We start from the raw sequence: 12,029 nt of genomic DNA, 5'->3' as shown, positions 1-12,029 counted from the left end.
CACAGGCGGCAGAGGCCGCGTTGCAGGGGCGCCCGACATCGCCGGGCGTCATGGAGGGGCTCAGGCGCCGGCGCTGATGATCCGGTGCACGCTCTGGCTGTAGCGGTCCAGCTGCTCCAGCGTCACGAATTCGTCGGCGGTATGGGCCTGGGCGATATCGCCCGGGCCATAGACCAGGGTGGTGTAGCCGGCAGCGGAGAACAAAGAGGCTTCGGTCCAGAAATCCACCGCATTGCCGATGGGCAGCTCCAGCGCGTCGGCGACGTCGCGCGCCAGAAGGCGGCGGTGTTCGGCCTCGGCGATGTCGCCGGCTGGCAGGCTGGGCCCGCGGAAGGTCTCGGTGAACAGCGCGGCCTCCGGCTCGGCAAACCCGGCAAAGGTCGCCAGCAGCGCGTCGATGTCCATCGACGGCAACGGACGAAAACCAAATCGCAGCTCGGCGGCCGGGGCGATCATGTTGGCCTTGATCCCACCTTCGACCCGGCCGATGTTGAAGCGCAGACCGGTGAGGCCACCGAACCGTGCCGACGACAAGGATTCCACATGATCCAGTGCGCGGCCGCCCCAGCGCATGGCCTGGTGCAGCGCGCTGGCTGCCGCATCCTGGCGTCCGGACGCGTGCCCTGCCCGGCCGGCGAACTGCATCAGTACCGAGCTGATGCCACGGTGGGCCAGCACCGCCTCGCTCATGGTCGGCTCGGCGACCAGCACGGCCTCATAACGCAGCCCACGAGCGAGGAAGGCGGCGATGCAGCGCGGATCGTTGGCTTCCTCGTCGCTGGAAAACAGGAAGGCGGCATCACCCGTGCTGGCATTCGCGGCGGCGACCAGCGCCGCCGCCGCGCCCTTGATGTCACACACACCAAGGCCGACCACCCGATCCTCCAGGCGGCGCATCACATGCGGGTCGGCGCTCCAGTGTGGCGAGTCCGGGACGGTATCCAGATGCACGTTGAACAGATACTTCGGCGTACCGCGCACCGCATACAGGCTGACCGCACCGTCACCATGGTCGATCACCTCGACGGTGAAACCAGGCAGGTGGGCGCGCAGGTAGTCGAAGATGCCACCGGTGGTGATCGCACGCGGCGGGTTGCGGGTGTCAAATCCCACCAGCGCCTGCAGATGATCGAGTGTCTGTTCCAGCATGAATCAAGGTGTCCTGTGCTGCGTGATTGGCATTGCGCGGTTGAGGTCGAAAACACCTGGCAGGGCAATTGCCTCAGCGATTGACCTGTGCGTACAGCGTCGAGCTCATGCCGAACAGCTTGATGAAGCCCTCGGCCTCCTCGACACCCCAATCGGCCGACTGCGCATAGGTGGCGCCCTTGGTGTTGAGCAGGTGCGGTGAACGCACGGCCACCGCGTCGACGCGGCCACCGCGGGTTTCCAATACGACTTCACCGTTGACCTTGGCCTGAGACGACTGCAGGAACGCCTCCAGGTCACCCTTCAACGGATCGTGGTAGAAACCTTCGTACACCAGCTCCACCCACTTGCGTGCCACGTCCGGCTTGAAGCGGTTCTGCTGCTTGGTCAACACCGCGTCTTCCAGCGCGCGATGAGCGGTGAGCAGCGACACCAGGCCCGGCGCTTCGAACACGATGCGGCCCTTCAGACCGATCACGGTGTCACCGGTGTAGACGCCACGGCCAACGCCGTACGCCGCGAACTGCTTGTTGAGCTGGGCCAGGATCTGCTCACCCGGCAGCGCTTTGCCATCCAGTTCGACGGCTTCGCCTTCGACGAACTTCAGCGTGACCTTCAGCGGCTCGGCCGGCCACTGCTCACGGGTGGCGCACCAGCCACGGGCACCTTCGCCCGGGGCTTCCCAACGGTCGATCTCGCCGCCGGACATGGTCAGGCCCAGCAGGTTCTCGTTGATGGTGTAGGCCTGCTGCTTGGCGCGCACGCCGAAGCCACGCTCTTCCAGGTACTTCTGCTCGTAGGCGCGGGTCTGAGTGTGCTCCTTCTGGATCTCGCGGATCGGGGCAATGATCTGGAAGTCACCCAACGCCTTGACCGCCAGGTCGAAGCGGACCTGGTCGTTGCCCATGCCGGTGCAGCCGTGGGCGATGATGTTGGTGCCCAGCTCGGCAGCGCGCTTGAGTGCGGCATCAACGATCAGGTAGCGGTCCGACACCAGCAGCGGGTACTGCCCCTGGTAACCCTCACCCGCCCAGACGAACGGCTTGACGAAGCCGGACCAGATGGCCGGGCCGCCATCAACGGTGACATGGCTGGTCACGTCCAGCTCGGCTGCACGCTTCTCGATGAAATCACGCTCTTCGGCATCCACGCCGCCGGTGTCGGCGAACACGGTGTGCACGTTGTAGCCACGCTCCTGCAGGTAGGGCACGCAGAAGCTGGTATCAAGGCCGCCGGAGAAGGCGAGGACGACGTCTTTGTTGCTCATGGGGGCAGATCCAGGTTGGGGTCATGACACCGGGGTGAGCCGGCGGATGGGTTGCGGGAAGAAACTCAGCGACCGGCGACAGCGGCCATGATGGCCTTCTGCACGTGCAGGCGGTTCTCGGCCTCGTTGATGGCGATGCACTGCGGCGAATCCATCACCGCGTCGGTGGCCTTGACGTTGCGGCGCAGCGGCAGACAGTGGCTGAAGACGCCGTTGTTGGTCAGCGCCATCTTGCGTTCGTCCACGATGAAGTGCTTGAACTCATCACGGATCGGCTTTTCCGGTTCCCAGTTGCCGAAGAACGGCAGCGCGCCCCAGCTCTTGGCATAGACGACGTCGGCGCCGGCGTAGGCACTGTCGATGTCATGGCTGACCTGCAGCGAACCGCCGCTCTCGGCGACGTTCTGCTCGGCCCAGCCCATGTAGCGCTCATCGAGGATGTAGTCCGGCGTGGGGCACAGCAGCGTCACGTCCATGCCCATGCGGGTGGCGATGGTCAGTGCCGAGTTGGCCACGGCCGTGTTCAGCGGCTTGGGGTGGTAGGTCCAGGTCAGCACGTACTTCCTGCCGCGCAGGTCCTGGGTGCCGAAATGCTCCTGCAGCGCCATCACATGGGCCAGTTCCTGGCACGGGTGGGTGATGGTTTCCATGTTGATCACCGGCACCGGCGAATACCGGGCGAAGGCGTTGAGCACCTTGTCCTGGCGGTCCAGAGACCAGTCGATGAATTTGGGGAAGGCACGCACCGCGATGATGTCGCAGTAGCGGCCCAGGACCCTGGCCACCTCGGCGATGTGCTCTTCGGTGTCACCGTCCATCACCGTGCCCAGGTCGAACTCGATCGGCCACGCGTCCTTGCCCGGCTGCAGCACCACGGCATGTGCGCCGAGCTGGAAGGCGCCCAGTTCAAAACTGGTGCGCGTACGCATGGACGGGTTGAAGAACACCAGCGCGACCGACTTGCCCTTGAGCTGCTCGCCGAGCTTGTTGGTCTTGAACAGCGCGGCCTGGGTCAGCAGCGCGTCAAGTTCGGTGCGGCTCCAGTCCTGGGTGTTCAGGAAGTGCTTGGGGGACATCATCATTCCTTGCGTGGTCGGCACCTGCGCGAAGCGGGAAGGTGCACGGTGGAGGGCGAAAAAGCTGCAACTGAAACTTTCAGAACACCAGAACGAAAAAACCCAGCCGGTCGGCTGGGTTTTCATCGGACGAACAGCAGAAAGCTCCGGTTACCCAGCGGAAATGTGGGGTTCCGGTCGACGGGCACGCGACGTCATGCCAGTGGCCTGGCGGGCGGCGCTGCTGTCGTGCTGGAAGTCGGTGGCGTTCATTGGCCCGTAATCCTGCCATGCCTGTGGCGGGCGCGCAACACCCGCAGCGGACCAGTCAGGGTGTGGACGTTTCGGCGTCCTGGCCCACCCAAGGGGTGATCGAAACGCGGATCTTAACCCGGTTGCCCGGGTCCTCGGGCAGGCGCGAGCGGTACTTGGTGCCTTTGTACACATAGTCGACGTCATAGGCGATCGGCCGCCGGAACTCGCGGCCCACCGGTACGATACGGCAGTCGCGGGTCAGCATGGGCCCGGCGCCCGATGCCGGCGGATCGCTGGCCGCAGCCGGCTGGCTCGCCTCGTCAGGCTCTTCTCCATTCTTGAAGATCGACCGTACCGAGTCCCAGAACCGGCCGATGCGCCCCTTTTCCTGGGTGGGCTCTTCCCCGGTGACGTTGACCGGCGCCAGCGTGCGCGTGCTCACCGGCTCGCAATGCTCTTCGGTACGCGTGGCCCGCAGCACCTGGAACACCGGCTCGACATTGAGCACCTGGGCGTAGTCGAACTTGAGGTTCTCCACGATCACTACCCGGTTGCGGGTGTCCTCGTCCTGCGCCATGACGGATGCGGCCGGCAGCAGGGCCAGCAGCGGCAGGAGGGCGGATTTCATTGGCGGCATGAACTCGGGCACGACACTAGTGTAGGCAGCGCAGGCAGCAAAGGGCTGAACATTACCCGTCCGCCCGTCCGGCGGCCAGTGCAGCGCCGCACCCGCGCCGGCGGCGGTACTCCCCTGCCCCCGGCAGCGCTAGAATCATCTCCTTGTCCCCCGCCGTTCACGCCATGACCCTGCGACTGCACAACACCCTGACGCGCCAGCTCGAACCGTTCATTCCGCTCGATCCGGCCTGTCCGACCCTGTATGTGTGCGGCCCGACGGTCTACAACTATGTGCACATCGGCAACGCGCGCGGCCCTGTGGTGTTCGGCGTGCTGGCCGACCTGCTCCGACGTCGCTTCGGCGCGCTGCGCTATGCGCGCAACATCACCGACGTGGATGACAAGATCAACACCGCCGCGCGTGAGCAGGGCGTGCCGATCAGCACCATCACAGACCGGTTCGCCGCCGCCTACCGTGAAGACATGGCCGCGCTGGGCGTGGTGCCACCGGATATCGAGCCGGAAGTCACCGCCCACATGCCGCAGATCATCGGCATGATCGAGCAGCTGATCAGCCGCGGCCACGCCTACGCCGCCGAGGGTCACGTGCTGTTCTCGGTCGCCTCGTTCGACCGCTATGGCCACCTCTCGCGTCGTGATCCGGACGAAATGCTCGCCGGCGCTCGGGTGGAGGTCGCACCCTACAAGCGTGATGCGGGTGACTTCGTGCTGTGGAAGCCGTCCAGCGACGACCTGCCGGGCTGGGACTCGCCGTGGGGCCGTGGCCGGCCGGGTTGGCATATCGAATGCTCGGCCATGGCTGCCGCGCACCTGGGCCAGACCATCGACATCCATGCCGGCGGCGTCGACCTGCAGTTCCCGCACCACGAAAACGAGATCGCGCAGAGCGAGTGTGCACATGGCGGCAAGGTGTTCGCCCGTTTCTGGCTGCACAACGGCATGCTCAACTTCGGCGGCGCCAAGATGAGCAAGTCGCTTGGCAACATCGAGCGCGTCCACGACCTGGTGCACCAGCACCCGCCCGAGGCGCTGCGCCTGGCGCTGCTGTCGGCCCACTACCGGCAGCCGCTGGACTGGTCCGACGCGCTGATCGAGCAGTCGGTGCGCACGCTGGACCGGCTGTACGGCACATTGCGCGATCTGTCGCAGGTCAGCGCTACGCCGCACATTCCTGCCGCAGTCGAGGCGGCGCTGGATGACGACCTCAATACGCCGCTGGCGCTGGCCGAAGTGGCGCGGCTTGCCGCAGACGCGCGGCGCAGCAGCGACCCGGGCGAACAAGCGCGGATCAAGGCCGAGCTGCTGGGCGCGGGCCTGGCGCTGGGCCTGCTGCAGGCTGACCCGGCGCAATGGTTCGGCACCGCAGCCGGCCATGGCGACGACGACGCGCGCATCCAGGCCCTGATCGACGAGCGCATCGCGGCCAAGCAGGCGCGCGACTTCGCCCGCGCCGATGCCATCCGCGACCAGCTGGCCGCCGAGGGCATCGTGCTCGAAGACACCGCGCAGGGCGTGCGCTGGGTGCGCAAGCGCGCCTGAGTCCCCCGCCCCGTGGCTGGCCTTGCCGGCCACCGCCCCCACTCCAGAGACTGCTGTGACTACTTCCCCGTTTCCGCTCGAAGCCACCGCCGCCGAAGCCCAGACCGCCATCGCCGAGGAGTTCGGCTTCTTTGGCGACTGGTCCGAACGCTACCAGTACCTGATTGACCTGGGCCGCAAGCTGCCCACCTTCCCCGATGAGTGGAAGAACGAAGAGCATCGCCTGCTCGGCTGCCAGTCGATGGTCTGGATCGTGCCCGACGGCAATGCCGACGCCCTCCACTTCCATGCCATCAGCGATTCGGCGATTGTCTCCGGCCTGATCTTCCTTGCCCTGCGGGTGTATTCGGGACGCTCGGCGGCCGAGATCCTGGCCACCGAGCCGAGCTACATCCAGGACATCGGTCTGGCGCGCCATCTCTCGCCGACCCGCAGCAACGGTGTCGCGGCGATGCTGGCCTTCATCCGCGAGACGGCGCAGGCGCAGCTGACGCGCAGCGGCGCGTGAGCGTGCCGGGCGCCGACGTTGCCAGCGCGCGCCAGCTGCTGGCGCGTCCCGGCTTCGCCAGACTGCTGGCGTATCGCATCTTCGCGATGCTGTCCTACCAGGTGGTTGCCGTCACCGTCGGCTGGCACATCTACGAAATCACGCGCAATCCCTTCTCGCTCGGCCTGATCGGACTGGCCGAAGTGCTGCCCTTCTTCTGTGTGGCGCCGTTTGCCGGCTACCTGGTGGACCACCTGCCCCGGCGCCGCCTGGGCATGGCCGCCTGCAGCGGATTGATCGCCACCGCCCTGGTCCTGACCGGCGTGGCCACCGGCTGGCTGCCGTTCGAAGGAGTCTGGCCGATCTACGCGGCCATCGCGCTGACCGGCATGGTCCGCGCGTTTCTCTCGCCGATCTACAACGCGTTGTTCGCCCGCGTGCTGGAGCGCGGAGAATACGCACGCGGTGCCGGCCTGGGCAGCGTTTTCTTCCAGGCCGGCATGGTAGTCGGCCCTGCCCTGGGCGGCGTACTGGTCGGCTGGGGCGGCAAGGGCGTGGCCTACGCGGTGGCGACCCTGTTCGCGCTGGTGGCCCTCGGCTGCCTGGCCACGCTCAAGGTCAGCGAGCCGGTGCATCAGGGGCCGGCGGCGCCGATCTTCCGCAGCATCGCTGAAGGAGCACGCTTCGTGGTCGGCAACCGGATCATGGTCGGCGCGATGGCGCTGGACATGTTCTCGGTGCTGCTGGGCGGCGTGGTGGCGATGCTGCCGGCCTTCCTGCAGGAGATCCTGCACCACGGTCCGGAGGGTCTGGGCGTGTTGCGCGCGGCGCCGGCGGTCGGGTCCATCGTAGTCGGGCTGTGGCTGGCGCGGCACCCGCTGCAGCAGCATGCAGGCGCCGTGCTTCTGGCTGCGGTGGCCGGTTTCGGCCTGTGCGTGATCGGTTTCGGGCTCTCACACCACTTCTGGCTTTCGGCCGCGATCCTGCTGTTCTATGGTGCGTTCGACGGGGTCTCGGTGGTGGTCCGCTCGACCATCCTTCAGCTGGCCACGCCGGAGGAAATGCGCGGGCGGGTCTCCTCGATCAACGGCATTTTCATCAGTTCGTCCAACGAACTGGGCGCGTTCTATGCCGGCACCATGGCCCGGCTGCTCGGGCTGGTACCGGCGGTCGTGCTGGGCGGGTTCGCCGTGCTGAGCGTGGCGGGCATCACCGCCTGGAAGAATCCCACCCTGCGCCGGCTCAACCTGCGCGACCTGCAGTAGCGCCGCGGGATGATGGGGTGCGCGATGCGCCGGCTCCTCCCGCAGCGCAGGGCAGCGCCCGACTTCAGATAACAAAAAACCCGGCCAACGCCGGGTTTTTTGTTGCCGCTGGTGTGGCGGTCAGTCGCCCTGCTGCTTCTGCAGGTGCTCCCAGCGCTCCTGCGCATCAATGGTGCGTTCGGCGGTCAGGCGCGCCTCCAGACGCTCCAGACCGATCTCCTCACCGGTGTCGACACAGTAGCCGTAGTCGCCGGCTTCCAGTCGCTTGAGGGTGCTGTCGATCTTGCCGATCAGCTTGCGGTAGCGGTCACGGGTACGCAGCTCCAGCGAGTTCTCGGTTTCGCGGGTCGCACGTTCGGCTTCATCGCCGATGTCACGCACTTCCTCACGCAGATTCTCGATGGTCTGCTTGGACTCCTCGACCAGGTCCGCACGCCAGTTCTGCAGGCGCTGGCGGAAATACTCCTGCTGCAGCGGGCTCATGTACTCCTCATCGCTGGCCGGCTTGTAGCCTTCCGGCAGGATCGGGCGACCGGTGGTCTCATCGGTCTTGTACTCGACCACCTTGTACTTGCTGCGCGGGGCCGGAGCCGTCGAGCGGGCGGTGACGGCCACGGCCACCTTGCCGACAGGACGCGAGACGGTCTTCGGGGCGGATTCGGATTTCACGACGTTTTTCGCAGGCGATTTCGAAACGGGCACGGGATTCTTGGATTGCGGGGCCAGCTTGGCGCTCACTGCGGCGGGCTTGGCCGGCACGGAGGCCGGGGCAGCTGCTGCAGCGGTTGCCTTGCCAGCCGGGACAGGCTTGGCCGGCGCCGGCTTGGCCGGCTTCGGTGCGGACTTCACTACGGGTACCGCGGCCGGCCGGGATGCCGGCTTGGCTGCGGTCTTTGCCAGCACTGGCTTTGCCGGTGCTGCTTTGCTGGGCGACGGCGTTGCCGGCGCCTTGCTTGCGGTTGCCTTGCCCGTTGATGGCTTGGCAACCTTGACCGCCGGAGCGGCCTTGGACGATCTGGTCACCGGCTTGGACGCCGGCGTCTTTGTTGCTACCTTCGTGGCCTTGGTCGGCTTCGCCGTCCTGGTCACTTTCGGCGCCGATTTGACCGCCGCGGCCTTGGCCACCTTGGTCGCAGCCGTCGTGGCCGCCGGCTTTTTCGCAACCGGCCTGGCCGGCGCGGCCTTTTTGGCAGCCGGCTTGACCGCTGCGGACTTCTTCGCAGCGCTCTTGCCAGCCGAGCTCTTCGCGGCCACCGACCTGGTCGCGGCAGCCTTCGGGGCCGGAGCCTTCTTGGCCGGAGCCTTCGGTGCCGTCTTGGCCACCTTCCTGGCTACGGTGCTGGCCGCCTTTTTCTCAACAACAGGCTTGGCGGTTTTCTTGGCGGCCTTGACGGCCTTTTTTGCAGTTTTTTTAGCAGCCACGAAACGCTCTTCCTTGGTTTCCCCGGGGCCCGGGAAAGCGGGCCTTTATAGCCTACCCGACCTGCAGCGGCAACCTGGTGACGGCCATGTGCAGAGGCCATCAACGACGGTCCAGCACTACGCCGGACGCGCCGCGCTGCCCGCACGGCAGGGAACCTGGCCGGCACCGGTCGGCGCCGACGTGACCCGCTGCAGGAGCGCTGCAGGAAAGTCAGTGCCCCATCCTGCGACAAATATCGGCCGCTGCCAACCATGCGGGCAGGGGCCCAGGCCTGAGCGCGCCAGCCGTGACACCGCAGGCGCGTCGCGGTTCACCCCAACGGCACAGCCACACACTACTATTGAGCCGTGATTCCCCGCCTGCTCATTGCCCTGCTGCGCTTCTACAAGCGCTTCATCAGCCCGTTGCTCGGGCCGCGCTGCCGTTTCGTGCCCAGCTGCTCGGAATACGCCATGGAGGCCATCTCCGTCCATGGCGCGCTGCGCGGCAGCTGGCTGGCCGCGCGACGCCTGGGACGCTGTCACCCCTTCCACCCCGGCGGCGTGGACCTTGTTCCTCCGCGCGCCGCGAATCCTTCTTGCCGCTGCACAGGAAAACACTGAAATGTCATCGACACTGATCACCAACGCGCGCCTCGTCAACGAAGGCAAGGTCACCGAAGCCGACCTGCGCATCGAAGACGGTCGCATCGCGCGGATCGACGCCGGGTTGGCCGCACGCGGCGGCGAGCACGTGGTCGATGCCGGCGGACGCTGGCTGCTGCCCGGGATGATCGATGACCAGGTGCATTTCCGCGAGCCGGGCCTGACCCACAAAGGTGACATCGCCACCGAGTCGGCCGCGGCGGTGGCCGGTGGCCTGACCACCTTCATGGACATGCCCAACACCAATCCGCCCACGCTCAATGCCGAGGCGCTGCAGGCCAAGTACGATGCCGCCGCTGGCCGTGCGCGCGCCAACTACGGCTTCTACATGGGCGCAAGCAACGACAATCTGGAACACATCCAGCGCCTGGACCCGAAGACCGCGCCAGGCATCAAGGTGTTCATGGGCGCCTCGACAGGCAACATGCTGGTGGACAATCCCGAAACCCTGGACGCCATCTTCCGCGACGCGCCGACGCCGATCATCACCCACTGCGAAGACACGCCGATGATCGACGCGTTGATGCAGCAGTACCAGGCCCAGTATGGCGACACCCTCAGCGCCGAGCAGCATCCGGACATCCGCTCGCGCGCGGCCTGCCTGAAGTCGTCGGAGCTGGCTGTTTCGCTGGCGAAAAAGCACGGCACCCGGCTGCACGTTCTGCATATCTCCACCGCCGACGAGATGGCACTGTTCGAGCGGGGGCCGCTGATCCGCGCCGATGGCAGCCGCAAGCAGATCACCGCCGAAACCTGCATCCACTTCCTGCGCTTTGACCGCACCGACTACGCGCGGCTGGGCAATCTGATCAAGTGCAACCCGGCGATCAAGGACGTGGCTGACCGCGAGGCGCTGACGGCCGCGCTGGTGGAGGACATCATCGACGTGCTGGCCACCGACCATGCGCCGCACACCTGGGAAGAAAAGCAGAAGCCCTATGCACAGGCACCGTCAGGCCTGCCGCTGGTGCAGTACGCGCTCACCGCAGCCCTGGAACTGGTGCACGAAGGGAAGATGGACATCACCCGCATCGTGCAGAAATTCGCCCATGCCCCGGCGCAGCTGTTCGATGTGGCCGAGCGCGGCTTCCTGCGCGAGGGCTACTTCGCCGACCTGGTGCTGGTCGAGGACAAGCCGTTCACGGTCAAGCGCGAGGACGTGCTGTCCAGGTGTGGCTGGTCGCCATTCGAGGGCGCGACCTTCCATTCGCGCATCGCCTCGACCTGGATCAACGGACAGCTGGCGTGGGACGGCAATCAGATCGTCGGCCCCGCCAACGGTCAGCGCCTGGGCTTCAACCGCTGATGCGCACCGCCGGTGTGATGTGCATGGTGCTGGCCCTTGCCGGCACCGGCAGCACGCTGCTGCCTGCGCCGTCGGCCGTGGCGCAGGCTGCCGACACCCGGATCGTGTTTCCCGCCAGCGCCTCGCAGGGCGCGATGGTGGTTGGCAAGGTACCGGCGGGCAGCAGCGTGCGCTATGCAGGCCGGCAGCTGCGGGTGAGCAGCTATGGCAGCGTGGTGTTCGGCATCGGTCGCGACGAGACCGGACCTCTGCAGGTCCAGGTACAGCGTCCGGACGGTGGCGCTGAGACCGCGACCATCGCGGTCACGCCGCGCGACTGGCCCACCGAGCGGGTCAACGGCGTGCCGCCGAAGACGGTCAATCCGCCAGCAGCCATTGCCGAGCGCATCAAGCGCGAACAGGCCCAGGTGACTGCGGCGCGCGAGCGCGACGACAACCGCGCGGACTTCGCACAGGCTTTCATCTGGCCGGTTCAGGGCCGTATCAGTGGCCGGTTCGGCAATGCGCGCGTGTATAACGGTCAGCCGGGTGCCGGGCATTCGGGCATGGACATTGCCGTACCTGCCGGCACGCCGGTCAAAGCCCCTGCGGCCGGCGTGGTGACCTTCGCCAACCCCGACCTGTACCTGACCGGCGGCACCGTGCTGCTGGACCATGGTTTCGGGATCAGCTCCAACTTCCTGCACCTGTCGCGGATCGACGTAAAGGTCGGCGACCGTGTCGAGCAGGGTCAGGTGATCGCAGCGGTCGGCGCCACCGGCCGCGCGACCGGCCCGCACCTGCATTGGGGCATGAACTGGTTCGGTACCCGCATCGACCCGCTGCTGGTGCTCGAGCGCCCGCGCTGACGCGCGGGATGCCAGGGCTGGTTGGCCGCATCCGATCAGGCCAACCCCGTAGTGCCGGGCTCTGCCCGGCAGCTCTCCGGTCAGATCGCGGTAAAGCCGCGCTACGCGCTCGCCGGGCAGAGCCCGGCGCTACATGGCAGCTCTCCGGTCAG

The 12,029-nt window shown here is 66.8% G+C and carries 12 protein-coding genes; 7 read left to right on the top strand and 5 right to left on the bottom strand.

What is annotated here, in order from left to right:
• Nucleotides 1-60 precede the first annotated feature (60 nt).
• The 3 genes from RZA67_RS06990 to RZA67_RS06980 form a co-directional block, all read right to left on the bottom strand.
• The gene (locus RZA67_RS06990) at nt 61-1,149 is read right to left on the bottom strand and encodes an acetylornithine deacetylase (protein ID WP_317211975.1); all 1,089 of its coding nucleotides are present in this window, start codon (nt 1,147-1,149) and stop codon (nt 61-63) included.
• 73 nt (nt 1,150-1,222) lie between these two features.
• On the bottom strand, nt 1,223-2,416 hold the full coding sequence (locus RZA67_RS06985; protein WP_317211974.1) for an argininosuccinate synthase: 1,194 nt from the start codon (nt 2,414-2,416) through the stop codon (nt 1,223-1,225).
• Nucleotides 2,417-2,481: 65 nt separating this feature from the next.
• On the bottom strand, nt 2,482-3,492 hold the full coding sequence (locus tag RZA67_RS06980) for an N-acetylornithine carbamoyltransferase (RefSeq protein ID WP_317211972.1): 1,011 nt from the start codon (nt 3,490-3,492) through the stop codon (nt 2,482-2,484).
• On the opposite strand from RZA67_RS06980, the gene RZA67_RS06975 reads away from it, so the two are divergent.
• Nucleotides 3,482-3,754, top strand: coding sequence for a hypothetical protein (locus RZA67_RS06975; RefSeq protein WP_317211971.1), 273 nt, complete (start codon nt 3,482-3,484; stop codon nt 3,752-3,754). The two genes, RZA67_RS06980 and RZA67_RS06975, sit on opposite strands and share 11 nt — an antisense overlap.
• Nucleotides 3,755-3,799: 45 nt before the next feature.
• Here RZA67_RS06975 and RZA67_RS06970 read toward each other — a convergent pair whose 3' ends face one another.
• Entirely contained in the window at nt 3,800-4,354 is a 555-nt protein-coding gene (locus RZA67_RS06970; RefSeq protein ID WP_317211970.1) for a hypothetical protein, read from the bottom strand.
• Nucleotides 4,355-4,527: 173 nt separating this feature from the next.
• Between RZA67_RS06970 and cysS the strand changes: the two genes are divergently transcribed.
• The 3 genes from cysS to RZA67_RS06955 are packed head-to-tail and all read left to right on the top strand — an operon-like array spanning nt 4,528 to nt 7,656.
• Nucleotides 4,528-5,904: a cysteine--tRNA ligase gene (gene cysS, locus RZA67_RS06965; RefSeq protein ID WP_317211969.1), complete on the top strand. Its 1,377-nt coding sequence runs from the start codon at nt 4,528-4,530 to the stop codon at nt 5,902-5,904.
• 55 nt (nt 5,905-5,959) lie between these two features.
• Nucleotides 5,960-6,412, top strand: a complete 453-nt coding sequence (locus tag RZA67_RS06960; protein ID WP_317211968.1) for a SufE family protein — start codon at nt 5,960-5,962, stop codon at nt 6,410-6,412.
• A complete protein-coding gene (locus tag RZA67_RS06955; RefSeq protein ID WP_317211967.1) occupies nt 6,409-7,656 on the top strand; it encodes an MFS transporter in 1,248 nt (415 codons plus the stop codon). The genes RZA67_RS06960 and RZA67_RS06955 overlap by 4 nt, the downstream gene beginning before the upstream one ends.
• A 120-nt stretch (nt 7,657-7,776) precedes the next feature.
• On the opposite strand, the gene dksA is transcribed toward RZA67_RS06955, so the two are convergent.
• Nucleotides 7,777-9,078 (bottom strand): RNA polymerase-binding protein DksA, encoded by a 1,302-nt coding sequence (gene dksA / locus RZA67_RS06950; protein WP_317211966.1) that lies wholly within the window; start codon nt 9,076-9,078, stop codon nt 7,777-7,779.
• Between the two features lie 348 nt (nt 9,079-9,426).
• On the opposite strand from dksA, the gene yidD reads away from it, so the two are divergent.
• The 3 genes from yidD to RZA67_RS06935 are packed head-to-tail and all read left to right on the top strand — an operon-like array spanning nt 9,427 to nt 11,877.
• Entirely contained in the window at nt 9,427-9,681 is a 255-nt protein-coding gene (gene yidD / locus RZA67_RS06945) for a membrane protein insertion efficiency factor YidD (protein WP_317211965.1), read from the top strand.
• A 1-nt stretch (nt 9,682) separates the two neighbouring features.
• A complete protein-coding gene (locus tag RZA67_RS06940; RefSeq protein WP_317211963.1) occupies nt 9,683-11,029 on the top strand; it encodes a dihydroorotase in 1,347 nt (448 codons plus the stop codon).
• Nucleotides 11,029-11,877, top strand: a complete 849-nt coding sequence (locus RZA67_RS06935; protein ID WP_317211962.1) for a peptidoglycan DD-metalloendopeptidase family protein — start codon at nt 11,029-11,031, stop codon at nt 11,875-11,877. Before RZA67_RS06940 ends, RZA67_RS06935 begins: the two co-directional genes overlap by 1 nt.
• Nucleotides 11,878-12,029: the final 152 nt, after the last annotated feature.

The organism is Stenotrophomonas sp. C3(2023) (genome assembly GCF_032911385.1).
Taxonomy (GTDB): Bacteria; Pseudomonadota; Gammaproteobacteria; order Xanthomonadales; family Xanthomonadaceae; genus Stenotrophomonas.
The sequence above is the reverse complement of the archived record's forward strand: the minus strand, read 5'-3'. Positions and strand labels throughout refer to the sequence as shown.

What these genes read in the sequence shown, in the direction of transcription:
- RZA67_RS06990 (WP_317211975.1), bottom strand. Translation starts at nt 1,149, where the DNA reads ATGCTGGAACAGACACTCGATCATCTGCAGGCGCTGGTGGGATTTGAC.
- RZA67_RS06985 (WP_317211974.1), bottom strand. Translation starts at nt 2,416, where the DNA reads ATGAGCAACAAAGACGTCGTCCTCGCCTTCTCCGGCGGCCTTGATACC.
- RZA67_RS06980 (WP_317211972.1), bottom strand. Translation starts at nt 3,492, where the DNA reads ATGTCCCCCAAGCACTTCCTGAACACCCAGGACTGGAGCCGCACCGAA.
- RZA67_RS06970 (WP_317211970.1), bottom strand. Translation starts at nt 4,354, where the DNA reads ATGAAATCCGCCCTCCTGCCGCTGCTGGCCCTGCTGCCGGCCGCATCC.
- cysS (WP_317211969.1), top strand. Translation starts at nt 4,528, where the DNA reads ATGACCCTGCGACTGCACAACACCCTGACGCGCCAGCTCGAACCGTTC.
- RZA67_RS06940 (WP_317211963.1), top strand. Translation starts at nt 9,683, where the DNA reads ATGTCATCGACACTGATCACCAACGCGCGCCTCGTCAACGAAGGCAAG.
- RZA67_RS06935 (WP_317211962.1), top strand. Translation starts at nt 11,029, where the DNA reads ATGCGCACCGCCGGTGTGATGTGCATGGTGCTGGCCCTTGCCGGCACC.